The sequence below is a fragment of the Nocardia neocaledoniensis genome (assembly GCF_003182135.1).
In the GTDB taxonomy this organism is placed as follows: domain Bacteria; phylum Actinomycetota; class Actinomycetes; order Mycobacteriales; family Mycobacteriaceae; genus Nocardia; species Nocardia neocaledoniensis.
This window is the reverse complement of sequence record NZ_QGTL01000008.1, coordinates 71,054-95,554: the sequence shown is the minus strand read 5'-3', so window position 1 is coordinate 95,554 and position 24,501 is coordinate 71,054. Positions and strand designations below refer to the sequence as shown.

The 24,501-nt window shown below is 69.2% G+C and carries 24 protein-coding genes; 13 read left to right on the top strand and 11 right to left on the bottom strand.

All coding sequences use genetic code 11. From position 1 onward, the window contains the following. Window positions 1-6 precede the first annotated feature (6 nt). Window positions 7-1,113 (bottom strand): alpha/beta hydrolase, encoded by a 1,107-nt coding sequence (locus DFR69_RS21605; protein WP_110039437.1) that lies wholly within the window; start codon window positions 1,111-1,113, stop codon window positions 7-9. Window positions 1,114-1,202: 89 nt separating this feature from the next. Further along, window positions 1,203-2,696 (bottom strand): flavin-containing monooxygenase, encoded by a 1,494-nt coding sequence (locus tag DFR69_RS21600; protein WP_279629851.1) that lies wholly within the window; start codon window positions 2,694-2,696, stop codon window positions 1,203-1,205. Between the two features lie 124 nt (window positions 2,697-2,820). On the opposite strand from DFR69_RS21600, the gene DFR69_RS21595 reads away from it, so the two are divergent. Beyond that, window positions 2,821-3,891: an AraC family transcriptional regulator gene (locus DFR69_RS21595; protein ID WP_110039435.1), complete on the top strand. Its 1,071-nt coding sequence runs from the start codon at window positions 2,821-2,823 to the stop codon at window positions 3,889-3,891. A gap of 99 nt (window positions 3,892-3,990) precedes the next feature. Here the strand turns inward: DFR69_RS21595 and DFR69_RS21590 are convergent, their stop codons facing one another. The 4 genes from DFR69_RS21590 to DFR69_RS21575 all read right to left on the bottom strand — a co-directional run bounded on the left by DFR69_RS21590 (window position 3,991) and on the right by DFR69_RS21575 (window position 7,733). Continuing rightward, on the bottom strand, window positions 3,991-4,470 hold the full coding sequence (locus tag DFR69_RS21590; RefSeq protein ID WP_244198387.1) for a hypothetical protein: 480 nt from the start codon (window positions 4,468-4,470) through the stop codon (window positions 3,991-3,993). 49 nt (window positions 4,471-4,519) lie between these two features. Beyond that, window positions 4,520-4,993 (bottom strand): SitI3 family protein, encoded by a 474-nt coding sequence (locus DFR69_RS21585; RefSeq protein ID WP_110039433.1) that lies wholly within the window; start codon window positions 4,991-4,993, stop codon window positions 4,520-4,522. A 32-nt stretch (window positions 4,994-5,025) separates the two neighbouring features. After that, window positions 5,026-7,077 carry an acyltransferase family protein gene (locus tag DFR69_RS21580; protein WP_110039432.1) on the bottom strand — a complete coding sequence of 684 codons (2,052 nt, stop codon included), beginning with the start codon at window positions 7,075-7,077 and terminating at the stop codon, window positions 5,026-5,028. 152 nt (window positions 7,078-7,229) lie between these two features. Continuing rightward, a complete protein-coding gene (locus DFR69_RS21575; protein WP_110039431.1) occupies window positions 7,230-7,733 on the bottom strand; it encodes a GtrA family protein in 504 nt (167 codons plus the stop codon). Window positions 7,734-8,058: 325 nt separating this feature from the next. On the opposite strand from DFR69_RS21575, the gene DFR69_RS21570 reads away from it, so the two are divergent. From DFR69_RS21570 to DFR69_RS21535, 8 genes are all read left to right on the top strand, one after another. Continuing rightward, window positions 8,059-9,039 (top strand): glycosyltransferase, encoded by a 981-nt coding sequence (locus DFR69_RS21570; protein WP_110039430.1) that lies wholly within the window; start codon window positions 8,059-8,061, stop codon window positions 9,037-9,039. 26 nt (window positions 9,040-9,065) lie between these two features. Further along, a complete protein-coding gene (locus DFR69_RS21565; protein WP_167456364.1) occupies window positions 9,066-10,046 on the top strand; it encodes a PfkB family carbohydrate kinase in 981 nt (326 codons plus the stop codon). A gap of 115 nt (window positions 10,047-10,161) precedes the next feature. Then, window positions 10,162-10,623, top strand: a complete 462-nt coding sequence (locus DFR69_RS21560) for a DUF4383 domain-containing protein (protein ID WP_110039428.1) — start codon at window positions 10,162-10,164, stop codon at window positions 10,621-10,623. Further along, the gene (locus DFR69_RS21555; protein WP_244198386.1) at window positions 10,620-11,315 is read left to right on the top strand and encodes a phosphodiesterase; all 696 of its coding nucleotides are present in this window, start codon (window positions 10,620-10,622) and stop codon (window positions 11,313-11,315) included. The genes DFR69_RS21560 and DFR69_RS21555 overlap by 4 nt, the downstream gene beginning before the upstream one ends. A 302-nt stretch (window positions 11,316-11,617) precedes the next feature. Then, on the top strand, window positions 11,618-12,988 hold the full coding sequence (locus tag DFR69_RS21550) for an ATP-binding protein (RefSeq protein ID WP_308633257.1): 1,371 nt from the start codon (window positions 11,618-11,620) through the stop codon (window positions 12,986-12,988). A 61-nt stretch (window positions 12,989-13,049) separates the two neighbouring features. After that, window positions 13,050-13,913 (top strand): ABC transporter permease, encoded by an 864-nt coding sequence (locus tag DFR69_RS21545; protein ID WP_244198385.1) that lies wholly within the window; start codon window positions 13,050-13,052, stop codon window positions 13,911-13,913. After that, window positions 13,906-14,739 carry an ABC transporter permease gene (locus tag DFR69_RS21540; protein WP_110039427.1) on the top strand — a complete coding sequence of 278 codons (834 nt, stop codon included), beginning with the start codon at window positions 13,906-13,908 and terminating at the stop codon, window positions 14,737-14,739. Before DFR69_RS21545 ends, DFR69_RS21540 begins: the two co-directional genes overlap by 8 nt. A 2-nt stretch (window positions 14,740-14,741) precedes the next feature. After that, window positions 14,742-15,731, top strand: coding sequence for an ABC transporter ATP-binding protein (locus tag DFR69_RS21535; RefSeq protein WP_110039426.1), 990 nt, complete (start codon window positions 14,742-14,744; stop codon window positions 15,729-15,731). 6 nt (window positions 15,732-15,737) lie between these two features. Here the strand turns inward: DFR69_RS21535 and DFR69_RS21530 are convergent, their stop codons facing one another. Beyond that, window positions 15,738-16,058, bottom strand: a complete 321-nt coding sequence (locus DFR69_RS21530; RefSeq protein WP_110039425.1) for a hypothetical protein — start codon at window positions 16,056-16,058, stop codon at window positions 15,738-15,740. 347 nt (window positions 16,059-16,405) lie between these two features. Here DFR69_RS21530 and DFR69_RS21525 point away from each other — a divergent pair, with 347 nt between their 5' ends. Further along, on the top strand, window positions 16,406-16,936 hold the full coding sequence (locus tag DFR69_RS21525; RefSeq protein WP_167456363.1) for a DUF4254 domain-containing protein: 531 nt from the start codon (window positions 16,406-16,408) through the stop codon (window positions 16,934-16,936). 3 nt (window positions 16,937-16,939) lie between these two features. Here DFR69_RS21525 and DFR69_RS35335 read toward each other — a convergent pair whose 3' ends face one another. From DFR69_RS35335 to DFR69_RS21510, 3 genes are read right to left on the bottom strand one after another with little or no spacing between them, the layout of a single operon-like run. Then, window positions 16,940-17,257 carry a hypothetical protein gene (locus DFR69_RS35335; RefSeq protein ID WP_110039424.1) on the bottom strand — a complete coding sequence of 106 codons (318 nt, stop codon included), beginning with the start codon at window positions 17,255-17,257 and terminating at the stop codon, window positions 16,940-16,942. After that, entirely contained in the window at window positions 17,258-18,406 is a 1,149-nt protein-coding gene (locus DFR69_RS21515) for a fatty acid desaturase family protein (RefSeq protein WP_110039423.1), read from the bottom strand. Between the two features lie 32 nt (window positions 18,407-18,438). Next, window positions 18,439-19,530: a ferredoxin reductase gene (locus DFR69_RS21510; RefSeq protein ID WP_110039422.1), complete on the bottom strand. Its 1,092-nt coding sequence runs from the start codon at window positions 19,528-19,530 to the stop codon at window positions 18,439-18,441. Between the two features lie 143 nt (window positions 19,531-19,673). On the opposite strand from DFR69_RS21510, the gene DFR69_RS21505 reads away from it, so the two are divergent. After that, window positions 19,674-20,321 (top strand): TetR family transcriptional regulator, encoded by a 648-nt coding sequence (locus tag DFR69_RS21505; RefSeq protein ID WP_167456362.1) that lies wholly within the window; start codon window positions 19,674-19,676, stop codon window positions 20,319-20,321. Between the two features lie 125 nt (window positions 20,322-20,446). Here the strand turns inward: DFR69_RS21505 and DFR69_RS21500 are convergent, their stop codons facing one another. Beyond that, window positions 20,447-21,781: an MFS transporter gene (locus DFR69_RS21500; RefSeq protein ID WP_110039420.1), complete on the bottom strand. Its 1,335-nt coding sequence runs from the start codon at window positions 21,779-21,781 to the stop codon at window positions 20,447-20,449. A gap of 114 nt (window positions 21,782-21,895) precedes the next feature. On the opposite strand from DFR69_RS21500, the gene DFR69_RS21495 reads away from it, so the two are divergent. Then, window positions 21,896-22,450, top strand: coding sequence for a PadR family transcriptional regulator (locus DFR69_RS21495; protein ID WP_110039419.1), 555 nt, complete (start codon window positions 21,896-21,898; stop codon window positions 22,448-22,450). Then, window positions 22,447-24,477 carry an NADPH-dependent 2,4-dienoyl-CoA reductase gene (locus DFR69_RS21490; RefSeq protein ID WP_110039418.1) on the top strand — a complete coding sequence of 677 codons (2,031 nt, stop codon included), beginning with the start codon at window positions 22,447-22,449 and terminating at the stop codon, window positions 24,475-24,477. Before DFR69_RS21495 ends, DFR69_RS21490 begins: the two co-directional genes overlap by 4 nt. The last annotated feature ends 24 nt before the right edge of the window (window positions 24,478-24,501 follow it).

The following is a 24,501-nucleotide window of genomic DNA, read 5'->3' as shown; positions in this document are numbered from 1 at the left end:
GCGGATTCAGGTGGCGTCGGCGAATCGCTCGGTGAGGAAGTCGATCTGGTCGCGGACGGCGTCCTCGAAGTGGGTGCCGAGGTAGATGTCGAAGTGGTCGCAGGGGTAGGTCTGCACCCGGACATGTGCCAGGCCCCGCGCGCGGAGCTTGGTGGTTTCGGCGGGGGCGGCGGCGTCGTTGTCACAGACGCACAGCAGGGTCGGCACGCTGGAGTGGGCCATGGCCCGGCCGGGGCGGTACAGCGGTAGCCGCAACACCAAGCGGGCGGCCAGTGCGTTGGCGGCGTCGAAGTCGTTGTCCGGGCCTCGGAGCACGCCCCACATCGAGTCGCGGCCCACCGTCGTGACGGGCTCGCGTTCGTCGGCGACCGTCAGTTCGATGTTCTTCGACAGCCGCGCCCGCACCGAGGGCAACCTGCCCAGGAGCGCGCTGGAACGCCGGGACAACCGGGTGCCGGGCGGCAACAGCGCCGACGCGCCCGCGATGGCGTCGGGAGAGGCCACGAACGCGGGCATCCACGAGGTTCCGGCCATCGGCATGAGGACGGGCCTGATCCCGAGCCAGGAGAATGCGGTGTCGAGGATGCCCACACCCATCAGCGCGACAGCGCTCAGCGGCCCGGTCCGCAGTCGTGCGATCAGCGAGGCCGGTCCGTCGGTGAAGGGACATTGCGCGACGATGGCTGCCACCCGCGGGTTGCCGCTGCCGACCTGCAGGACGTGTCCGCCACCGAATGAGGTGCCCCACAACGCGATCCGGTCGACATCGACCTCGGGCAGGGTGCGCGCGAAGTCCACAGCGGCACGCCAGTCCGCGAGCTGGCGATCGATGTCGAGGAGCTGACGCGGCTGTCCGCCACTGGCCCCGAGGTGGCGGTAGTCGAAGACGAGCACCGACCAGCCGTTGGCGGCGAACCGCTCGGCGAACGCCGCCAGGCGCATCTCCCGCACCGCCCCCAGCCCGTGCCCCATGATCACCATCGGTCGAGGCCCGGACGCGCCGGGCGTGGTGTACAACCACGCCGCGCACGGCACGCCGTCGGAGAGGAACTCCACATCGCGCCGCTGAATCGCCGCGGTGGCCTCACCTCGATCGATCGACTCGTCAGCCATCTTTGGTCCTTCCGCTCAGCGAATCCAGCGTTCTTGAACGTCACTCAAGAACGGCGTCGCGACCACGGTAGGCACTTCTTGAATGCCAGTCAAGAAGATGTCGCCTCGGTGATACCGGATTCTCGCGAGAACGCGCTCGCGTGGAAGTCGGCGAGGGAGAACAGCGCCGTCCGCCGGGAATACTCCGAGACCAGACCCGGCCAGTTGCTGGAGATCCGACCGGAGGCGGATTTGTACCAACTCACACAACCCGACCACGCCGAGCCGCCGAGGCGTCGCTGGATCTCCTCGTCGTAACGCTGTTCGACCTCCGCGCGGATCTCCAGAACCCCACCCGGGTTTCGCGCCAACACCTCGACCGCTCGGCGGATGTAGCGGGCTTGGCATTCGAGCACGTAGATGATCGAACCGGTGCCGAGGTTGGTGTTGGGGCCGTACATGACGAACATGTTCGGAAACCCCGGCACTGTCATGCCCAGATGAGCGCGGGCACCCTCGGCCCACGCGGCACCGAGTTCGCGGCCCACGCGCCCACGCACCGCCATCGGTCCGAGGAACTCCTGGGTGGCGAATCCGGTGCCGTAGATGATCACGTCGACCACGTGCTCGACGCCGTCGGCGGTGCGGATTCCACCGGCGGTGATCTCGGCGATGCGTTCGGTGACGACCTCGACGTTGGGCTCGGCGAGAGCCGGGTAGTAGTCGTTGGCGAACAGCACTCGCTTACAACCGATCGGGTAATCGGGGGTCAGCTTTTCCCGCAGGGCCGCCGAGGCCACCTGCCGTCGCAGTTGCCACCTCGCCGCGGCTTCGACCGCGGCGCTGATCCGCCGGTTACCGGTGATACCCAGCGTCCACACCTCGCCCAGAGTCCACCACAGGCCGCGTTCGAGCTTTTGCAGCAGCGGCAGCCGCCGGAAAGCGGAGTGATGGATCGATCGGTACTCACCGTCGGGTTTGGGCAGGATGTAGGGCGCCGAACGCTGGAACAGAGTCAACTGCGCCACCTGCGGTCGAATCCGCGGCACGAACTGGATGACGCTAGCGCCCGCGCCGATCACCGCTACCCGCCGTCCCCGCAGGTCCACTTCATGACGCCACTGCGCCGAATGAAAGGACGTGCCCTCGAAGCGCTCGCGTCCCGCGATATCGGGCCATGCCGGACGAGACAGCTGCCCCGTCGCCGGCACGAACACCCGAGCTCGTACCGAACCGCCGTCGGCGGTGGACAGGACCCACAGCCCCTCGGACTCCTCGAACCGGGCGGCTGTCACGTCCACGCCGTACCGAATCCGGTTCCGCAGATCGGGTCTGGACGCGATATCGGTCAGGTAGCTCTCGATCTGCGCCTGACCGGCATAGCGCCTTGTCCAGTCCGGCTTCGGAGCGTAGGAAAACGAGTAATACGGCGAGGGCACATCGCAGGCGGCGCCTGGATAGGTGTTCTCGCGCCACACCCCGCCCGCCCGATCCGCCTTCTCCAGGATCACGAAGTCGCTGATCCCCGCCCGCAGCAGCTCATTGGCCATCGCCAGTCCGGCGAACCCCGCACCGACGATGGCCACCGATACCGTGTCCGCCACGCTTGTTGTCCCGTCTCGCATGGTCCTCGACGCTAACCACGGACCATCGCGCGACGTAGATCCACGCGGCCAGAGAATTGACAATTTTGGCCAAACCTTCGGCGGGTTTGTAAACTCGCTGGTCATGACGGGATCCATCCCGGCCGCAGCGGTTTCCAATCACCTGTTCCCCCGGTCGGCTGCCAGCGTCGCCCTGATGTCCCAGTTCGGCCGCGACCGCGGACTCTCCCTCGAGCAGACACTCGACGGCTCAGGACTCACCGCGGCCCACCTCGCCGACCCGCACGTGCAGGTTTCGGCGGCACAGGAACTCGCCGTCGCCACCAATCTGGCCACCGCGCTCACCGGGGAAGACCATCCCGGACTCGACCTCGGCCGTAGATACCGCACGACCACATTCGGCATCTTCGGATTCGCCTGCCTGGCCAGCCCTACCCTGGGCGACGCCCTGTCCTTCTTTCTCCGCTACTTCGACCTGACCTTCGCCTTCTGCGTTCCCCGCGTCGAGGTGTCCGAGGCCGAGGTGATCGTGCGACTCGACGACAGCGCCCTTCCCGCACCGGCACGACAATTCCTTCTCGAACGCGACGCGGCGGCCATCCTCACCGTGATCGAAGACCTCTTCCCCGGCGAGTTCTCCCCGGCGCGAGTCGAGATCCGCCGCCCGCCACCGGCCTCGCCTACGTCGTTCGAGGACGTGTTCCACCAGCTACCGATCTTCGACCGGCCCGAGAACATCGTCGCGTTCGACCCGAGCCTGCTCACCCAGCCGCTCCCCCGAGCCGATCCACGCACGCTCGCCCAATGCGAAGAGCAGTGCAGGCAACTCGTCGCCGCACGCCGACACCGCCACGGCGTCGCGGCCCGGGTAAGAGACCTGCTCACCCACGTCGACCTGGACGCGACAGGGCCAGACGAGGTCGCCCGCGCACTCCACCTCAGCACCCGGACCATGCGCCGACGACTCGGCGAAGCGGGCACCAGCTATCAAATCCTGCGCGACGAGGTCCGCGAGACACTCGCCGAACAGATGCTCAGCACCGGCGCGCTCTCGGTTCACGACGTGGCCATCCGCCTCGGCTACGCCGAATCCGCGAGCTTCATCCACGCCTTCAAACGCTGGAAGGGGTTGACGCCCAGGCAATTCCAGATCACCGCCTCCACAGCGACACCACCGACTTCACCGCGCGGCTAGTACGAGCCGGCAAGCCGAACGGAGTGGGCCGATCCACGGTGGCGGGACCACAGGATGGCTGACAGGCCTTCCCGTCGATCGGCGAAGCAGTGTCTGCCGCTACAAACCGCGGGCGTATCGGACCGACGCGACGACGGCTTCCATGTCGAGAGGCAGATCGCCGTCACCCAGGGCCTCGCGAATCTCCAGGACCGCGTCGTCGACAGTGCCGCGACGGGCCGAGGTGATCAGTTCTTCGCGCACGTAGTCGCTCAGCGGCATCCCCGCGGCCGCGGCGCGGGCATCGAACACACTCCAGACCTCAGCAGGCAGGTCGTAGACGTTGATCATGGCCAGAGCTCCCGTATCGACCTCGGCCGCGGCCCGCTCGGGTCGCTCTTCGGCGAGGAACCGCACCACCGCGTCGATGGGTGCCTGCCGGGCTGCCAACGTGACCAGCTCTCGACGCACGTACTGCCGCACCGGAACCCCCGCCGCCTGAGCACGCCGTCGCAAGACCCCGGACGTCGTCGCGGGCAGATTCTCGATATCGATCAACGCCATGCCAGACAAGGTAAGCACGGCGCGAGCGATCAGCAAGAACTCCGCCGTCCTCGTCGCTCGAACCACCCACCCGAGCGAGACACCGTTACAGGCGGTACGACATCTCGTTGTACGGTTGGCGGATCATCGACCTGCGCTCCGGTGTCCACATCGAGGACGCGGAATGTATTTCGAGTCTGCCGGAGCGGCGAATTGCCCAGACGTCGCCGGATTCCAGGAAATAGACGATCATGTCGCAAGGCATGGCGGCGAACAGCTCGGTCGCGACGAATACCACGTCGGTGACCTGGTCGTGCAGGGCTTCGGTCTTGTTCAGCCGGAAGAAGATCGACACTGTCGGCCGGATCCCGAATCCGTCTTCCACCGGGTCACCCCACGCAGGAGACCGGGTGGCGCTGACGCGAAGATAGAGTCCACGCCGAGCCGCGACGCCGTCGAGGAGGCTCTCCGCACCCACGCCGGCAGAAATCATTCTCGGGACAGCGAGCGCGTCGACCGAGGTGGCGATTTCGGCCGCGCTTCGGTCTGTCGCGATCGCGATCATGTAGTCCAGCGCCATGTTCGGTTTCTCCCGCCGGTTGTGTGCTGCCGCTACCACCAGCCGAGGATCGGCTGGAGGGCTCGCCCCAGTGGGCCTGCGAGGGAGCGGGAGTAGCTGGCGGTGAGGTGGTGTTCGTCGTGGTAGATGAGGATGTTGCCCTCGGCTACCGAGCAGAGGGTGGGTTCGCAGACCGCGTCGGACAGGTCGATGGGGAAGACGCTGGGGAAGGCCGAGCTCGGGGCGAGGGCGGGGTTGACCGGGGAGAGGGCGTCTTCGCGGCGCATGCCGCAGGTGACGCGGTCGCCGCCGGCCGCCAGGCAGTCGGTGGCCTTGTAGCGGACGGTGCCGCGGCGTAGCCAGGGTGTATCCCGGACCGCGACCACGTTGAGGCCGCGGTCCGACAGCGCCGACCACACGGCGAGGTAGTCGTCGGGGGTCTCGTCGCCGCCCTCGTCGCGGGGCCGGGTGCCGGTGGTGAACACCCAGTCGGGACGTTCGGCGCCGAGGCGGTCGATCACCTCGGCCGACCAGTCCCGGCAGTCCGGGTTCGGCTCGCCCATGTACAGCGCGTCGACGGCCATCGTGAGCGGACAACCCATCTTCAGATACACCTGGACACGGAACGCGTGCTCCTCGGCGAGGACCTGCAGGGCCGGGAGCCAGTGCTCGGCGTGGGAGCTGCCGACGAGTGCGAGGGTGCGTTCGGCGGCGGGGTCGCCGTAAGCGCAGGTGACGACTTCGCGGGTGTCCCAGTCCGCGATGCAGCCGTCCCGGGTGGGCGGTGGGACGTCGGCGGCCGCCTCGAACAGGGTGGGCCGCAACGGTTCCACCGAGGTGGGCACTCCCGAGGCCAGGGCCTCGGCGCCGGGATACCGCTGCGGATTCTGCGTTTCGGCCGCCGCGGCCGGGCTCACGCGCAGGGCACCCTGCCAGCCGACGGTGATCGCGGTCGTGGCGGCGAGCAGCAGCCCCACCACGACCCAGACCGGACGAGTCGCCACCCCGCGTCGCAGCGGGCGTTCGACCAAGCGGTGGGTGAGCCAGGCCAGCACGAGCGAGATTGCGATCACCGCGCTGCCCTCGGCGAGATCCGCGTGCGCGCTGCCGCTTTCGGCGAGGAAGAAGATCAGGATCGGCCAGTGCCACAGGTAGAGGGGATAGGCGTGGTCGCCGAGCCACCGCATGACCGGATGCGCCAGCATCCGGTTGGGCCACGGCCGGTCGGCGGGCGGCAGGTGGGCGGCAGACAGGATCACCGCCGCGGTGGCGGCGACGGGCAGCAGCGCGGCCGGTCCGGGAAAGTGATTGGCGCCGTCGACGATCAGCCAGCCGCAGAGCACCACGCCCGCGAGCCCGGCCGCGGCCAGCACGCCACGGACCCAGCGCGCGGGGACGACATGGGGCGCGAGGACGGCGAGTCCGGCGCCGGCGAGCAGCTCCCAGGCGCGGGCGAACGTGTCGTAGTAGTTCCAGCCCTGGTGTGTTGCGGTGCCCGACGCCGCGTAGCCGAACGAGGCGAGCCCGGCCGCGACGACGACCGCACCGAGCACGAGCCGGGTGCGATCGATCCGGCCGCACAACCAGGCGAGCACCGCCACGGCCAGCAGGACGGCCACATAGAACTGGCCCTGCACCGACATCGACCACAGGTGCTGCAGTGGGCTGACCGACGGGTCGGCGGCGAGATAGTCCGACCACGTCCACGCCAGCTGCCAGTTCTGGAAATACAGCATCGACGCGAGAACCTGTGCAGCCGTGGACGACCACTGCGTATAGGGCTGCCACGCGATCGTGGCCGCGACGACCGCGGCGAGCACCACCGCCATCGCGGGCACCAACCGCCGCGCGGTCCGCCGCACCACCGTCCACACCCACGGCGAACCCGCGCGCTCGGCTCGCCGCAGCACCAAGCCCGTGAAGAAGAAGCCCGACAGCACCAGGAACACGTCGACGCCACCGGAGACCCGGCCGAACCACACGTGGAAGACGACCACGAGCGCGATCGCCAGTCCGCGCAGGCCGTCCAGGTCGTCGCGGTATGCCGAAGGGGTGGAACGACTCTCGGCCCGGGTGCGCACCGCCCCGGCGTGCCCGCCGGTCATCGCCGTCGACTCCGGCTCGTCGAGATCGGCTCGGGCAGTGGCGAACCCGAGTGTCGGCGACGGGGAGATGACCAGGACATGACTAGTCTCCTACCACGCCCCGATCCGCCGGGTCCATTTGCGACCGAACGACCGGTTCGACCCGGCGAAGGTCAGAAGACGAAGCCGCGCAGGGCGAGAAAGCGCAGCCCGCCGACCGCGGCCATGACAGCGAGCACGGCGCCCGCCTGCGCGGCGTCGGCGAGTCCGGGCGTCCAGAAGTCCAGGCAGGCCAGCGCCGCCGTCGTGGCGAGCAGTCCGAGCAGCGCCAGCCCGCCGCCCTCCCACTGCGCGGTGAACCAGCCGACCCGGCCCGCCGCGCGGAAGGTGAGCCTGCGGTGCAGTTCGTTCGCGACCGCCGTGCTGACGACCGATCCGGCGAGATTGGCCACCAGCGCGCCGGTTCCGTTCAGCGCCAGGAACAGCAGGACATAGGCGACGTTGCTGAGTCCCCCGACCAGCGCGAAGCGGATCAGCTGGGCAACGACGTGACCGCCGTTGAGGTAGCGCACCACGCGAACGAGCCGGCCCCGGTAGGCGAAACCCGTGGCGGCCCACAGCGTCGACAGGTCGGCGCCGGGGAGCACTCCCGGGCGGGTCAGCGGCAGCGTGGTCATGGTTCTTCCGATCGAACGCGAGGTCGTCGTCGCCGGTGCGACGGCAGGACTGACTATACGTAGATGTATACGTACACGCAAGATCGCGTGGGCGGCGGAACCGCCACGCCGCTGTTTGGCCCGGTGGCCGCCGGGCATTGCGCCAGCGAGAACCGGTTCACGTGCCGGCGGCCATTCACCTACCGGTGGCCGCTCACCTCGACGAACGGAGTTCCGCGTTGCTGATCGCCACGGTTTCCGAACGCCAGAGCCCGCCGGGCGCCGAAGGCCACGACCGCCCGATCCGCGTGGGTGGTCACGAGCACTCGACGGCACCGTCGTGGCCATGACCACGACGGTTCTGGTCTGGCACGTGCACGGATCCTGGATGACATCGTTCGTCCAGGGCCCACACCGCTCGCTGATCCCCCACGACCCGCGCTGGGGCACCTGGGCGCTGGGACGATGCGGGCGACCGTGGCCGGACCGCGCCGAGGACATCACCCCCGAGGCACTGGCAGACGAACACGTCGACGTCGTGGTCGTCCAGCGACCACGGGAACTCGAGCTCGCGCGGCGCTGGCTGCGCCGCACCCCGGGGGTGGATGTACCGCTGATGTATGTCGAGCACAGCCCGCCCACCGGGCATGCCGCCACCACCCGGCATCCGATGGCCGATCGCGACGACCTCACGCTGGTCCACGTCACCGAGTTCAACCGGCTGATGTGGGACAACGGCGACACCCGGGTCCGGGTCGTTCCGCACGGCGTCCTCGACCCCGGCGACCGCTACACCGGCGAACTCGAACGGGTGGCGACGATCGTCGACGAACCGCTGCGCCGCTGGCGGGTGACCGGCACCGATCTGCTGGCCGATCTCTCGGACGCGGCGCCGGTCGACGTGTTCGGCGTCGACACCGAACAGGTCCACACCGCCGTCGGCCGTCCGCGGGAGCGGGTGTTCGGGCACGGCGACCTCCGCCAGGACCGGGTGCACGCCGAGATGGCCCGCCGCCGCGTGTTCGCGCACACGCCGCGCTGGACCTCGCTCGGGCCGTCCGTGCTCGAGGCCATGCATCTCGGGATGCCGATCGTCGCCGTCGGCACCACCGAAGCGGCCGCGGCGGTTCCGCCCGAGGCCGGGGTGGTGTCCGCCGACGCGGCGGTGCTGGCGCGAGCAGTCGCACGGTACGTGCGCGAACCGGACCTCGCCCGGCTCGCGGGCAAGGCCGCGCGGCACTGGGCGCAGGCCAATTTCGGTATCGCGCAGTTCGTCGAGCACTGGAACGACCTGCTGGCCGAGGCCGTCGAGGACGGCCCGCGATGACAACGCACCACAGCATGGGAGGCACCGTGACTTCGCATCCAGGACCGATTGTCGTGCTCGGCGATGTGTTCCTCGACATCGACGTGGACGGTCACTGCGAGCGCTACGGCCAGGACGACGCCCCGATCGTCGACGTCACCGCCACCAGGTACCGGCCCGGCGGCGCCGGCCTGGCCGCCCGCCTCGCCGCGGGCGACGCCGACGAGGTGGTGCTGATCGGCGGCTTCGCCGACGATCACGCCGGTCATCAGCTCCGCGCTCTGCTCGAGCCCTATGTCCAGGTCATCGGCGTGCCGCTGCACGGGACGACGATCTGCAAACAGCGGGTGTGTGCCGACGGCTCGTGCGCCGGCGGTGTGGGCGGCGAGCGGAGGGTGCTCGCCCGGTGCGATTCGGGCGACGGGAAGGTGGCGCCGGGACCGATGCCCGCCGAGGTGGATACGGCGCTGGCCAGGGCCTCCGGCGTCCTCGTGTCCGACTACGGCCACGGTATGACCGCCCATCCCCAGATCCGGTCCCTGCTGCGCACCTTGGCCCACCGGATCCCCGTTGTCTGGGATCCACACCCGCTGGGATCGCTGCCCATTCCCGACACCGCGATCGTCACCCCGAACCGCGGCGAGACGATGCGGCTGCTCGGCTCCGCCTCGACGATCCGCGACGCCGCCACCCTGGCCCGGAGGTGGTCGGCACACGCTGTCGCGGTGACCCTCGGCGCCGAGGGTGCCTACCTGTGCGGCGAGAGGTTTCCCGCCGCGCTGCGCGTGCGGGTGCCGCCGGAGCGCCGGGCGGGCGCCGGCGCCGACAACTGCGGCGCCGGTGACCGGTTCGCCGCGGCGGTCACCGTGGTGCTCGCCGAGGGCGAGTCGGCCGAGCCCGCGGTACGGCACGCGGTGCACGCCGCCGCGGAATTCGTGTGTCACGGCGGGGCGTCGTCGGTGGCCGAACCCGAACCGGCGGCGGTCGCTGCCATGGCGGCGGCCGCGGACGTGGTGGGGTGGCGGTGAACCCGGGTCCCGGATCCGGCGTTTACCCAGCTCATCAGCGGGCAAGCGCACGTCGTCCACGCAAGCGGCCCGCCGGGCCCACACGGCCGGCTCGCCACGCGAAAGGAGACCCGCTGTGTCCACACGTGTAGGCGGAACGCCGACCGCGCGTTCGCCGATCCAGCTCGCCGCGCTCGCGGTCGGCGCGGTGTTCCTGCTGGTGGGAGTCCTCGGCTTCATCCCGGGCGTCACCACCGAGTACGACAGCCTCGAATGGGCGGGCCACGAGTCGCACGCGAAACTGTTCGGCGTCTTCACGGTGTCGGCGCTGCACAACATCGTGCACCTGCTGTTCGGCGTGTTCGGACTGGTCGCGGCCGCGAGCGCGGCGGCGGCCAGGGCCTTCCTGCTCGGCGGCGGCGTGGTCTATCTGGTCCTGTGGCTGTACGGGCTGCTGGTCGACCCACACAGCGACGCCAACTTCGTGCCCCTCGACGACGCCGACAACTGGCTGCACCTCGGGCTCGGCCTCGGCATGATCGCGCTCGGCGTGCTCCTCGGCCGCCGGACCACGACCACGGCGGGGCGGCGCCCGTGATCGACAAGCAGACCCTCACCGACCTCCCGAACACTCTGGTGCGCACCGCGTTCGAGACCGGAGCGCGGGTCCGGCAGGCCAGGGTGTTCCACCCCACGGGCATCCGGCTGGCCGGGCGCTTCCACGCCGCGGGCGAGTTCGAGCAGTGGTTCGGCGCGGGCGAGCGCGCCGTCATCGCGCGGCTGTCGAAGGGATTCGGCGCCCCGGGTGGCGTCCCCGACGTGCTCGGTCTGGCCTTCCGCGTGCTCGATCACGACGATCACCCATGGGATTTCGCGCTGGCCACCACCGGGCGCGGCGCCCTGGGCCGGTTCGTCATCACCCCGGCCCGCGGCTGGGACGGCGCCCGCTTCGGCTCGCTCATGCCGTACCGCTTCGGCGACGGCTCGCCGGTCTGGGTGTTCGCCGACCCCCTCGATCGCCACGACCTCCCCGAGGTCGCCTCGCTGCGGGCGCTGGACGACCATCTCGGCGACGGCCTGCTGCGATTCACCCTCACCGCCGACGGGCTCGGCCGCCCGGCATCCACCATCGGCGAACTGGACCTGCGCCGAGCCGAGCCGGGCGAGCACCGCACCGATTTCTTCGACCCGATCCTCAACCGGCCCACCGGCGTGGACCTGGTCCCCCGGCTGGTCAACCGCCTCCGCGAAGCCGCCTACACCGGAAGCCGACGCGGTCGCGGGAACTGAGCCGGGGCCGAACCTCTTCGTACCCTCGTCCGGGCAGCGGCGGCGGCGGGGAGCCCGCCGTGACCTGCGACGACGACAGGTCACGACGGCCTCGTGTCCGATTCGGGCAGTGCGCCGCCGGAGGGTCGGTGCGGGCCGGGTAACCTTCCCCCTCATGTGGACAATTCTCGCCATTTCCGTGGTCAGCTCCGTGATCATCGCGATCCTGTTCGCGACCGGCTTCCCGGAGCACTGAGCGACATCTCGTAGCTGACTCGTTGCTGTTGACCCGCGTCACGCGGGTCGGGTGAGAAGATCACTGGGTGCCGACCAGTAGCCAGCCCAGTGCGCGGTCCGATGACGGCCGCTCGTTCGTGGTCGCCGATGCCAGCGGCAGCGCGCTCGTCGCGGGGTCGCTGGCGGTGATCGTCGCCGACAGCCGACGGCAGTTGGTCCTCGTCGAGGATCGGTCCGAGACCACCCCGGTCCGGTTGCGCGGCAGACTGATCGGCGAGGTGACCGAGGACGGTATCGATACCCGCGCCGGCTATCCCTTCGCCGAGGGCGCCGTCGAACTCGTCGACGCGGCCACCGTACAGACCCTGCACGACACCACCGGCGCGGTACTCGACGTCGGCGTGAACCTCACCCCGCCGGGCGGACCGGCCCGGCTGCTGCCCCGGCGCTTCAACCGGCACACCTTCTGGTGCGGCCAGAGCGGTTCGGGCAAGACCTACGCGCTCGGCGTGGTGCTCGAGCAGCTGATCGCGCACACCGCGCTGCCGGTGGTGATCCTCGACCCGAACTCCGATTTCGTCCGGCTCGGCGAGCTCGATCCCGCCGCGAGCGGACCGACGGCCGCGGCGCTGGCCCGGCGCGACATCCAGGTCCTGCGCCCGCACGGCGAGAACCCCTTGCGCGCCCGCTTCACCGACCTGCCGCTGGCGTCGAAAGCCGCCGTCCTTCGCGTCGATCCGATCGCGGACCGCGAGGAGTTCAACGAGCTGATCCACCTGGCCGACGAGCTCGCCGCCGCCGAACTCGACCAGGCGCTGCCGAACCTGCGCGTGGCCGAGTCGGCGGCGCAGCGCCGCCTCGCCCTGCGGATCGAGAACCTCGGCCTGCTCGACTGGGAGGTCTGGGCGCGCGGCGACCGCGCGGTCACCGACGTGATCGCGCGGCGTCCCGACGCGACGGTGCTCGACCTCGGCGGATTCTCCACGGCCGCACAGCAGTTGGTCGTGGCGCTGGCCCTGCTCGACGAGCTGTGGGCGCGGCGCGAGGAACGACGACCGGTCCTGCTGGTCATCGACGAGGCGCACAACCTGGCCTCACCGCGGCTGGAGTCGCCGATCGCGGTCGCGGTGCGCGAACGGCTGATCCAGATCGCCGCGGAGGGGCGCAAATTCGGGCTGTGGCTGCTGTTGTCGACTCAGCGGCCGTCGAAGGTGCACCCCGGCATCATCTCCCAGTGCGACAACCTGGCCCTGATGAAGATGACCTCGCCGGTCGACCTCGCCGAGCTCGGCACCTACTTCGGGTACGCGCCCTCGGCGCTGCTCGACCGCTCCCCCTGGTTCCGGCAGGGCGAGGCGCTGTTCGCCGGCGGTTTCGTCCCGGCGCCCGCGCTGGTGAAGGTGAACCAGCGCATCACCCCGGAGGGCGGCGCCGATGTGGGCGTCCCGATGCGCTGACCGGTCGCGATGGTGCCGTTTTCGTCCGTATTCGCCGGAAACGGCCTAGAGTTGACTGATTGTGCGGGGCGATGTCGAGGGGAACGGACGAGTCGCCCTCGCGGTGTTCCGTCGGCGCAGGCCGAGCACGGTCGGCGTCTATTGGACGTTCGCGCGCGCAGGATTCAAACGGCAGGCGCAGTACAAGCTGGCGATGTTCGCCGGGCTGTTCACCAACTGCGTCTTCGGTTTCGTGCGTGCCGCCGTCCTGGTCGCCGCGGTCCGCGCGGCCGGTGATTTCGGCGGCTACACCGAGGGAACCATCGGCGCCTATGTGTGGCTGTCGCAGGCGCTGCTCGGCGCGACCCAGTTCATGGGGCCACCGCTGGACCTGGTCGACCGGATCAAATCCGGCGACGTCGCCATCGACTTCCTGCGCCCGGTCGACATCCAGCTGAGCTACCTCGCCACCGACATGGGCCGCGCCGCCTGCACTTTCCTGCCGCGCGGCGTCCCGAGCATCATCATCGGCGCAGCCACCTTCGGGCTGTCGATGCCTGCGACGCCGGTCGCCTATCTGCTCGGGCTGGCCAGTGTGTTGCTCGCGGTGGCGCTGTCGTTCCTGTGCCTGTTCGCGGTGGCGCTGATCGGGTTCTGGGTGGTGGAGATCCGCGGGATCCGGGTGCTCTACCAGATCGTCGGCACCTTCCTCGCCGGGCTCTTCGTCCCGGTCCACATGTTTCCCGACTGGTTGCGCGTCGTCGCGATGACGACGCCGTTTCCGTCCATTCTGCAGGCGCCGATCGATACGCTGTCGGGGCGGGCCGCCGGGACACAGGCGTTGACCACCGTTGCGGTGCAGTGCTTCTGGGTCCTGGTGATCGGACTGCTCGGCAGGGTGTTGCTGCGGGCGGGACAACGCAGGTTGGAGGTACAGGGTGGCTGAACCGGATTCCGCGCGCATCGTGTCCGGGACCTGGTTCACCCCCTATCTCGCAGTATTGCGTTCGCGTGTGAAAGCACAGCAGGTGTACCGGCTCTCCTTCGCCAGCGAGGTGTTCTCCGCCTTCCTGATCGGCCTGGTCGAGTTCGCCGAGGTGTGGGTGATCTTCCACAACGTCGGCGTGCTCGGCGGTCTCGACACCGACGCGGCTCTGCTGCTCTTCGGCCTGTCCAACACCTCGTTCGCGCTGGCCCAGGTGCTGGTCGGGCATCTGGACTCGCTGCCGACGATGATCCGCATGGGCACCCTCGACGCCTACCACCTGCGCCCGCAACCGCTGCTGCTGCAGTTGATCACCAGTGACATCTCGTTACGCAGGCTCGCACGCGCGGCCGTCGCGGTGATCGTGCTCGCCATCGGGCTGTGGCGCAACGATATCGACTGGGGCATCGCCCCGGTTACCTTGATCGTGATCACCCTGCTGAGTGGAATCGCGCTGTTCTGTGGCCTTTTCGTATGCGCGGCGGGACTACAGTTCTTTCTTATCGACGGTGCCGAGCTCACCAACAGCTTCACCTACGGCGGATCCTTCGCCGCGATGCAGCCGGCGTCGGTGTTCCCCGCGCCGTTGAAGCTGTTGTTCGGGTTCGCGATTCCGGTCGCGTTCACCGCCTACGTGCCGACGATCGCGTTGCTCGGTCTCCCAGGGCCGCCGCTGTTGCCGGCGTGGTCGGCCTGGCTGACCCCGATCGCGGCGGCATGGGTGTGGTTTTTGGCGTTCGCGGCGTGGCGGATGGGAACGAGGCACTATCAGGGAGGAGGGGGATAGCGATGCACGAGCACGGCACCGAACCGATCATCGACATCGACGACCTCACCCGCCAGTTCACGGTCTATCGCAAGAACGGCAGCCGCTGGCGCAGACATCGCGACACCATCACCGCCGTCGACCGGATGAGCTTCCGGATCGAACGCGGCTCCGCCGTCGGCTACATCGGCGCCAACGGCGCGGGCAAGTCGACCACGATCAAGATGCTCACCGGAATCCTGGTGCCCACCACCGGCACCGTCCGCACCTGCGGGCTCGAACCGGTGCGCCAGCGCAGGGAGCTGGCCGCGCGGATCGGCGTGGTGTTCGGGCAGCGCTCCCAGCTGTGGTGGGATCTGCCGCTGCACGAGTCGTTCTCGATCCTCGCGGCGATCCACCGGCTCGATCCCGACATCGCCGACAAACGCACCCACGAGCTGGTCGAGCAGCTCGAGATGGCCGACACGCTCGACACCCCCGTGCGCCAGCTCTCGTTGGGGCAGCGCATGCGCGCGGAAGTGGCCGCCGCACTGCTGCATTCGCCGGAACTGGTGATCCTGGACGAGCCGACGATCGGCCTCGACGTGATCTCCAAGCAGCGGCTGCGCGAATTCCTGCGGGCCGAGCGGATCGAACGCGGGACGACACTGCTGCTCACCACCCACGACATGGGCGACATCGAACGGCTCTGCGAGCGGGTGCTCGTCGTCGATCACGGCAGGCTGGTGTACGACGGTTCACTCACCGGACTGGGCGCCACTGTCGGCGCGCGCCGGGTGCTCGTGGTCGACCTGGCCGCGCCCGCACCGGATCTCGACGACCTGCCGTGCGGGGCGCAGCTGCTCTCCAGCGAGGCGGGCGGGATGCGCCAGCGGCTGGCCTTCGACGCCGAGCACACCACCGCGGCGGCGTTACTGGCCGCGGTGTCGGATCGGGCGAAGGTGCGCGATCTGTCGATCGAGGAGCCCGGCATCGAGGACGTGGTGCGCCGCATCTACGAGTCGGCGCGGTGAGCGGGTTCAGCTCGGCGCGTGCGGGTTTCCCGAGTACAGACTCACTTCGCCGTTCTCCCCGAGGAAGGCGTTTACCAGCATGATCCGCTGTTCGCGCAGGTCGGTGGCCTCGGGTGCGCTGGTGGTGATCGAGATCTGCGGGATGGCGGCCCAGTTCACCACATAGCGTTCGGGCGGGCCCGCGTCGTCGGACAGGCGCGCGATCCGGAACACCGAGATGGCGCGCCGCTCCATCAGATCGCCGACGACATCGGCGATTCGCTGCGGGTCTTCCAACGCGAACAGGAACCCGAAGGTCAGTTCGGGTGAGGACACATAGGCGGGCACATTTATCGAGGCTAGTCCATACGCGCGGATTCGCGGCGGCCTCCGTGGATCCGATTGCCGGAAGTGCGCCGCCGCGTCACACCGAAGACGTCCGCCGGTGACACCGCCGTAACGGTCGATAACGATTTCCACTGCCCCGGCGTTTTGTACACCGCACTATTGCGCGGGCGCGCCGAATCGCGCTTTCCTGAGAGGGTCCCGATTTCCCGGGTCGTCTTCCTCGCCGCAGCGTCGCGGATATTCGTCGACGCCCGGGGTGGGGCTGCGTCGGCGCCGGGGAGTACACGTCTCGAGTCCTCTCCGGCTCCGCGTATCCGCCAGCTCGATATTTCCCAGGGGCGTGCACCATGCCGATCGATCCCGGCCTCCGTGTGGATACCGCGCAGATTCCGCCGCCGTCGGCGTTGATACGGGCCTTCCTGGAACGCGGCGGGCCCGATGACGGGCGACATCCCGTGCTCGACGCGGCGGGCGGACTCGCCCGTCACCACGAACGCAGGCGTGCCGCGATCGAGACGGCCCGGGTGCCGGGCATGCCGAGCAGCCGGGTGGCGGCCTGCGGCAAGGTGATCGACGACATCGACCGCGAGCGCGCCGGCCTGATCGCGCGGATCGATGAATGGGTCGCGGTCCATGTCGCCCACCGCGCGGGCGCGTCGCTGCACACCGAGACGCTCGGCGCGGTGATCGATCGGATGGCAGCGAAATGGATCGCCGCCCAGCAGGCGCTGGGCGGCGATCCGGTCGAGATGACGACACCGCGGCAACGGGAGGCACGCACCCATCTGCACTGGTGCCGGTTGGCCGAGTTGACCGACGGCTACCGGGACCTGATCACCGATGTCACCGAGCACCGCAGGCGGCTGCCGGTGTGGTGAGCCTCAGGCCTTGTCGGCCTTGTCGCCGGGGGCGACGTCGGCGTCGGCGAACACCGTCGGCGCGGGCTCGGTCGCGGCCGGCTCGTCGAGGTCGACGGCTCGGCCGAACTCCGGCTCCACGTCGAGATGCTGTTCGGCGTCGCGGCGCGCGGCCGCGGCGGCCTCGTTCATCTCGATCGCGTCGGTGACGAACTCACCGATCTCCCTGGCGACCTCGGCGACGACCCCGGTGATCAGGGCCGCGATGTTGCCGACATGCCTGGCACCGGAGGACGTCAATTCCTGGACGAGATCTTTGTTGCTTTCGAATTTCCCGATCATTTACACGCCCACTTCGGTTGCCTTCCGATTACGCATCACGATAACACCGGGCTTGGGCGCCCTCTTGACGAAGCGATCCGGCACCGACAGCAGGAAGATCTTGGCCCAGACCGAGCCGATCTGCTTCGAGAAACGGCCGGTGTTGTAGGGCAGGCCGTACTTCTCGGCCAGCGCCTTCACCTCGGGCGCCATCTCCGGGTACCGGTTGGCCGGGATGTCGGGGAACAGGTGGTGCTCGATCTGGTGCGACAGGTTGCCCGACATGATGTGGAACAGCTTGGACCCCTTGATGTTGGCCGAGCCGAGCATCTGCCGGACGTACCACTCACCGCGGGTCTCGACCTCGGTCTCCTCCTTGGTGAACGTCTGTACACCGGCCGGGAAGTGGCCGCAGAAGATGATCGAGAAGGTCCACAGGTTGCGCACGAGGTTGGCCGCGGCGTTGCCCGCCAGCGTGTGCAGGAACAGCGGGCCGGTCAGCGCCGGGAAGACGACGTAGTCCTTGAGGACCTGCTTGCCGGCCTTCCTGGCCTGCCCCTTGAGCAGCGGCTTGAGCTCGGCCCAGGTGCGCTTGCCCTTGACGATGTTGTCGGCCTCGAGGTCGTGCACCATCACGCCCCACTCGAACAGCACCATCAGCAGGAAGGCGTAGAGCGGGTTGCCCAGGTAGTAGGGGTTCCACTTCTGGCCCTCGTCGATGCGCAGGATGCCGTAGCCGATGTCGCGGTCCATGTCGTGGACGTTGGTGTAGGTGTGGTGCATGTAGTTGTGCGAGTGCTTCCACTGGTCGGCCGGGCAGACCGTGTCCCAGTCGAATTCGCGGGAGTTGATGCCGCGCTCACGCATCCAGTCGTACTGACCGTGCATGACGTTGTGGCCGATCTCCATGTTGTCGAGGATCTTCGACACACCGAGCGCGGCGACGCCGGCCAGCCAGAACGGCGGCAGGAAGCCGAGGTACATCAGGCCGCGGCCGGCGATCTCGAAGCCGCGCTGGGTCTTGATGATCTTGTAGATGTAGTCGCGGTCGCGCTCGCCGAGGTCGGCCTCGATGCGGGCGCGCAGGTCGTCGAGCGCCTGGCCGAGTTCCTCGACCTGGTCGGGGGTCAGGATGACCGGGCCGTCTTTGCCTTCGGTGAGAATCGTCATGGCTGTGTCTCCCCTTGGTTGTGTTCGGTCGTCTAGAGAGCGATGTCGACGTCGCCGACAGCGGTGTTCACGCAGATCTGGATCTGCTTGTCGGGATCGGCGTCGAGTTCGCCGGTACGCAGGTTGCGGGTGCAGCCGGAGACCTTGGTCGCCGTGCAGGAGAAGCAGATCCCCATGCGGCAGCCGTACTCCGGGGTCAGGCCCGCCGATTCGGCCTGTTCGAGCAGCGATGCTCCGGTGTTGTCGGCGGCGACGGCGCTGTCGGAGAAGGTCACGGTGCCGGTGGCCTCGGCCGGGTCGGTGGGCACCGTGGTGAGGGTGAACTCCTCGCTGTGCACCCGGTCCTCGAGACCCTCGGCCTCGAAGATGGTGCGCACGGCGCGCATCAGCGGCGGCGGCCCGCAGACGAAGGTCTGCGCGTCGGCGAACCAGGGCGCCACCCGCTCGAGCTCGTCGTAGTCGAAGAACCCACTGCCGGTGGAGGTTTCGCCGTCGACGACGGTGCCCGGCTCGACCGGGTACCGGTACTCGACCCGGACGTTGGGGCGGCGATTGGTGATCGCGGTCAGTTCCGCACGGTGCGGCACCAACTCGGGCGAACGCGCGTAGTGCAGGAAGGTGACCTCGCCGTCGAAGCCCTCGGCATCGAGGGTACGCAACATCGACAGCACCGGGGTGATGCCGCTGCCGCCGCTGATCAGCAGCACCCGGTCGGGGCGCCGCTCGGGCAGCGCGAACACGCCGGCGGCCGGCGCCAGGTCGACGACCATGCCGGGCTTGGCGTGCTCGTGCAGGTAGTTCGAGACCAGCCCACCGGGGTGACGGCGGACGGTCAGCTGGATGAAGCGGTCGCCGCGGCTCTCCGGGTCGATCGGCGAGTAGCAGCGGGTGTGGCGCACACCGTTGATCGAGACGCCGATCTGCACGTACTGGCCCGCGGCGTGGCCGCGCCACTGCCGAGACGACCGCAGGGTGAGGGTCACCGAGTCCGGCACGGCGTGCGAGACGTGGGTGACCTCGGCGCGCAGCTCCCTGGCGGTGCGCGCCGGGCTGACGAGCTCCAGATACCGGTCCAACGGGTGCGGCGTCGTCAACGTCTGCACCAGATCGATCAGGCCAACCATGCGTCTTGCCCCTCTGCGGAAGTCCTTCGGCATGCCATTCACATTTCAGTGCACGCCTGTACACTCACTAGTGTGCCGGATGGCCCCGGCCCACTGTCAACCGGCAAAGATGTGAGCCGGGCAACATCTCGAGGGAAGCGACTATGGTGCACGGATGTATGCTCACCGATGTGACTGAGCAGGCAGGAACCCGCAACGAGCGCAAAGCGCACACCAGGGCGGCCCTCCTCGACGGCACCCTGGCGCTGGCCGCCGACCGCGGGTTCGCGGCGCTGAGCCTGCGCGAGATCGCCCGCTCGGCGGGGATCGTGCCGACCGCGTTCTATCGCCATTTCGCCTCACTCGACGATCTCGGCGCCACCCTGGTCGACGAGGGCGTGACGGCGTTGCGGCTGGCATTGCGCGAGGTCAGGCGCAAGCCGGACGCGCATCTGGCCGATACGGTGCGGTTCGTCTTCGAGCAGGTGGGAGCCAAGCGCGCGCTGTTCGGCTTCCTCATCCGGGAGCGCCACGGCGGCCCGGCCGCACTGCGCCAGGAGATCGCGCGGGAGATGCAGCTGATCGTGCGCGAGATCGTGGCCGACCTGTCCCGGCTGCGCGCGCTCGACACCTGGAGCACCACCGAGCTCGAGATCGCGGCCGACCTACTGGTCACCACGGTCACCGACGGGATCGCGGCCTATGTCGCGGCGACACCGCGCGAGGAGGCGGCGGTGGTCGAACGCACCGTCATGCAGATGCGCCTGATCGCGCTGGGCATCGGCGGCTGGGTGCCCAAAACCGCTGACTGAGGGGTGTTTCCGGTGCTGTGGCCGCATGCGGTCCATGGTGTAACACACCGCACACCGGGCATAGCCTGAAACTCAGAGTACGGGCGTACACACAACACCGGTCCCGCACGCGTAGTGAAGTACCACTATTTCGCGTCGTGCGCGGTGGCGGGCGCGCGCACCGGCAGCAGCACGAGCAACCCCGCGGCCAGCACGACGAGCAGCCCGGCGATCCCGGCGCGATCGCTGTGGAACACCGAGACGAACACCCCGAACAGCGCGGGCGCGAGGAACGACACCGCCCGCCCGGTGGTCGTGTACAGGCCGAACAGCTGACCTTCGCGCCCCGGCGGCGCCAGCCGCGTCAGGTACGAGCGCGCCGAGGCCTGCGCCGGGCCGACGAACACGGTGAGGGCGAGCCCGAAGATCCAGAACATCAGCGATCCCGAGACCACGAGCAGCACCAGCCCGCACAGCAGCATCCCGATCAGCGAGGCCACGATCACCCGCTTGGGCCCGAGCCGGTCGTCGAAGCGTCCCGCCGCGATGGCCGCCGCGCCTGCCACCACATTGGCGGCGATCCCGAACAGCAGCACGTCGGCGTCGGCGAAGCCGTACACCTGCACCGCCAGCACCGCGCCGAAGGTGAACACCCCGGCCAGTCCGTCGCGGAAGACCGCGCTGGCGAGCAGGAACCACACGGTGTGCCGGTCGCTGTCCCACAGCTCGCGCACGTCGCGCCACAGCACCCGGTAGGAGCCGAGGAAACCCGCCCGCGCCGCGCCGGGATCGGCGGTGGTGCGCGGCAGTTCGGGCACCGCGAACAGCACCGGCAGCGCGAAGACCGTGAACCAGACCGCGGCCAGCACGATCGCCAGCCGGACATTGAGGCCCTGATCGGTGGGCATCCCCAGCACGCCGCGGCTGTCGCCGTCACCGGCCAGGAATCCCACGTAGCAGATGAGCAGCAGCACGATGCCGCCGAAATAGCCCATCGCCCAGCCGAATCCGGAGACCCGGCCGACCGTCGCCGGCGTCGACACCTGGCGCATCATCGCGTTGTAGGGCACCCCGGCCAGCTCGAACACCGCCGAGGCGAAGGCCAGCAGGGCCAGGCCGAGCCAGAGGTCGTGGTAGTCGTCGTGCACGAAGAACATCAGCGACATCGCGCCCACGGTGAGCGCGGTCAGGGTCGCCAGCGCGCGTTTGCGGGAGCCCACCGCGTCGAAGTACTGCCCGCAGACCGGCGCCGTCAACGCCACGACCAGGCCCGCGGCGGCCAGTGCCCACCCCAGCCAGGCGCTGGCCGGAGTGTCGCCCGGCAGGTCGTCGCCGACCTTGTCGGTGAGATACACCGAGAACACGAAGGTGAGCGTGACGGCTTGGAAGGCCGACGATCCCCAGTCCCACAGTCCCCACGCCACTACCTGCCCGCGTCCGGCCGCCTCGCCGACGGTCGCGGACGCGTTCACCTCGGTCATGGCCGAAGCGTAATGCGCGCCGGCCCGCACGGCAGGACACACGCGCGTTTCGGCACGCCGCCGAACATATGAACCTGGTTGCATAGTACCGAGCGTTCCGGATACGCTCCCCCCATGGCACTCGAACACGCGCTGCTGGTCTCGCTCAGCGAACGCGCCGGGTCGGGCTACGAGCTCGCGCGCCGATTCGACAAGTCGATCGGCTACTTCTGGAGTGCCACCCACCAGCAGATCTACCGGGTGCTCAAGCGTATGGAGGACTCCGGCTGGGTGACCGTGGAATCGGTCGAACAGCAGGGGAAACCCGACAAGAAGGTGTATTCGGTGGCGCCGGCGGGCCATGCCGAACTGGCCCGCTGGATCGCCGAACCCACCGAGTCGAGCCCGGCCAACTCCGAGCTGGGCGTGAAGGTGCGCGGCGCCGCGTACGGCGACCTCGACGCCGTCTGCGCCGAGGTCGCCCGCCACCGCGAGCAGCACGCGCGGCGCCTCGACGAGTACCAGCTCAGCGAGAAGAAATTCTTCCCGGCGCCGGATCAGCTCTCCGGCACCGCTCTGCACCAGTACCTGGTGCTGCGCGCGGGCATCCGCGCGGAGTCCGGCTACGTCGAATGGTGCGACGAAGTACTGCAGGCCCTGCGACCGCGAAAAGGTGACCATCGCCCATGACCGCATACCCCCACCTGTTCGAACCACTCGACCTCGGCCACACCACCCTGCGCAACCGGGTGGTCATGGGTTCCATGCACACCGGTCTCGAGGACCGCGCCTGGGACACCAACAAGCTGGCCGCCTACTTCGCCGAACGCGCCCGCGGCGGCGTCGGCCTGATCATCACCGGCGGCTACGCGCCCAACCGCACCGGCTGGCTGCTGCCGTTCGGCGGCAAGCTCACCACCAAGACCGAGGCCTACCGGCACCGCCGGATCACCAAGGCGGTGCACGCCGAGGGCGGCAAGATCGCCATCCAGATCCTGCACGCCGGCCGCTACTCCTACATGCCCACCAGCGTCTCCGCCTCGGCGATCAAGTCCGCGATCAACCCGTTCAAGCCGCGTGCGCTCTCGGCCAAGGGCATCGAGAACACGATCGACGACTACGCCCGCTGTGCCGAGCTGGCCAAGTTCGCCGGGTACGACGGCTGCGAGATCATGGGCGGTGAGGGCTATTTCATCAACCAGTTCCTCGCGCCACGGGTGAACAAGCGCACCGACAAGTGGGGCGGCACGCCGGAGAACCGGCGCCGCCTGCCGGTGGAGATCGCCCGGCGCATCCGCGCCGCGGTCGGCCCCGACTTCATCATCGTGTTCCGGCTGTCGATGGCCGAGCTGGTGGAGAAGGGCCAGACCTTCGACGAGATCGTCGCGCTGGCACAGGAATTGGAGGCCGTCGGCGTCGACATCCTCAACACCGACATCGGCTGGCACGAGGCGCGGGTGCCCACCATCGTCACCTCGGTACCGCGCGCGGCGTTCGTGGAGTTCACCGCCAAGATCGCCCGCAAGGTGAACATCCCGGTGTGCGCGTCCAACCGCATCAACATGCCCGAGATCGCCGAGGAGATCCTCACCCGCGGCGACGCGGCGCTGATCTCGCTGGCGCGCCCGCTGCTGGCCGACCCGGAATGGGCCAACAAGGCCAAGGGTGACCGCACCGACGAGATCAACACCTGCATCGCCTGCAACCAGGCCTGCCTGGACCACGCCTTCGGCAACAAGAAGGTGTCGTGCCTGGTCAACCCACGCGCGGGCAGCGAAACGACGCTGCAGCTGCTGCCGACGCGACGGGCCAAGCGCATCGCCGTGGTCGGCGCGGGCCCGGCCGGGCTGTCGGCGGCGGTGAGCCTGGCCGAGCGCGGCCATCACGTCGACCTGTTCGAGGCCGACGACAAGATCGGCGGCCAGTTCGACATCGCCCGGCGCATCCCCGGCAAGGAGGAGTTCGACGAGTCGATCCGCTACTTCCGCCGCAAGATCGAACTCACCGGCGTCACCCTGCATCTCGCCAAGCGCGTCACCGCCGAGGAACTCCTCGCGGGCGGCTACGACTCGGTGGTGCTGGCGACCGGCGTGCGCCCGCGCATCCCGAACATCCCCGGCATCGACCACCCGATGGTGCTGTCCTACGCCGAGCTGGTGAAGGAGGCCAAGCCGGTCGGCAAGAAGGTCGCGGTGATCGGCGCGGGCGGCATCGGCTACGACGTGAGCGAATTCCTCACCGTCGAAGGACATCCCACGCTCAAGCTCGACGAGTGGAAGGAAGAGTGGGGCGTCGACTCCGAGGACGAGCAGGTCCGCGGCCAGCTCAAGCAGCCCAAGCCCGCCCCCGCCGCCCGCGACGTGGTGCTGTTGCAGCGCAAGTCGACCCCCTTCGGCAAGGACCTCGGCAAGACCTCCGGCTGGGTGCACCGTGCCGCGCTCAAGGCCAAGGGCGTCGAGCAGGTCGGCGGCGTGAACTACGAGCGCATCGACGACCGGGGGCTGCACATCAGCTTCGGCGAGAAGCACGAGAAGCCGCGCGTCCTCGAGGTCGACAACGTGATCGTCTGCGCCGGACAGGAATCGGTGCGTGAGCTGGAGGAGCCGCTGCGCGCGGCGGGCGTCGACCTGCACCTCATCGGCGGCGCCGACCTGGCCGCCGAACTCGACGCCAAGCGCGCCATCGACCAGGGCACCCGTCTGGCGGCGCGCCTGTAGTCCCCCGAGCCCGGTCGTCCGACG

Bases quoted from the DNA above. Each gene is read 5' to 3' on its own strand.
- DFR69_RS21605 (WP_110039437.1), bottom strand. From the start codon at position 1,113: ATGGCTGACGAGTCGATCGATCGAGGTGAGGCCACCGCGGCGATTCAG.
- DFR69_RS21595 (WP_110039435.1), top strand. From the start codon at position 2,821: ATGACGGGATCCATCCCGGCCGCAGCGGTTTCCAATCACCTGTTCCCC.
- DFR69_RS21585 (WP_110039433.1), bottom strand. From the start codon at position 4,993: ATGGCGCTGGACTACATGATCGCGATCGCGACAGACCGAAGCGCGGCC.
- DFR69_RS21580 (WP_110039432.1), bottom strand. From the start codon at position 7,077: ATGACCGGCGGGCACGCCGGGGCGGTGCGCACCCGGGCCGAGAGTCGT.
- DFR69_RS21575 (WP_110039431.1), bottom strand. From the start codon at position 7,733: ATGACCACGCTGCCGCTGACCCGCCCGGGAGTGCTCCCCGGCGCCGAC.
- DFR69_RS21570 (WP_110039430.1), top strand. From the start codon at position 8,059: ATGACCACGACGGTTCTGGTCTGGCACGTGCACGGATCCTGGATGACA.
- DFR69_RS21535 (WP_110039426.1), top strand. From the start codon at position 14,742: ATGCACGAGCACGGCACCGAACCGATCATCGACATCGACGACCTCACC.
- DFR69_RS21525 (WP_167456363.1), top strand. From the start codon at position 16,406: ATGCCGATCGATCCCGGCCTCCGTGTGGATACCGCGCAGATTCCGCCG.
- DFR69_RS35335 (WP_110039424.1), bottom strand. From the start codon at position 17,257: ATGATCGGGAAATTCGAAAGCAACAAAGATCTCGTCCAGGAATTGACG.
- DFR69_RS21515 (WP_110039423.1), bottom strand. From the start codon at position 18,406: ATGACGATTCTCACCGAAGGCAAAGACGGCCCGGTCATCCTGACCCCC.
- DFR69_RS21510 (WP_110039422.1), bottom strand. From the start codon at position 19,530: ATGGTTGGCCTGATCGATCTGGTGCAGACGTTGACGACGCCGCACCCG.
- DFR69_RS21505 (WP_167456362.1), top strand. From the start codon at position 19,674: ATGGTGCACGGATGTATGCTCACCGATGTGACTGAGCAGGCAGGAACC.
- DFR69_RS21500 (WP_110039420.1), bottom strand. From the start codon at position 21,781: ATGACCGAGGTGAACGCGTCCGCGACCGTCGGCGAGGCGGCCGGACGC.
- DFR69_RS21495 (WP_110039419.1), top strand. From the start codon at position 21,896: ATGGCACTCGAACACGCGCTGCTGGTCTCGCTCAGCGAACGCGCCGGG.
- DFR69_RS21490 (WP_110039418.1), top strand. From the start codon at position 22,447: ATGACCGCATACCCCCACCTGTTCGAACCACTCGACCTCGGCCACACC.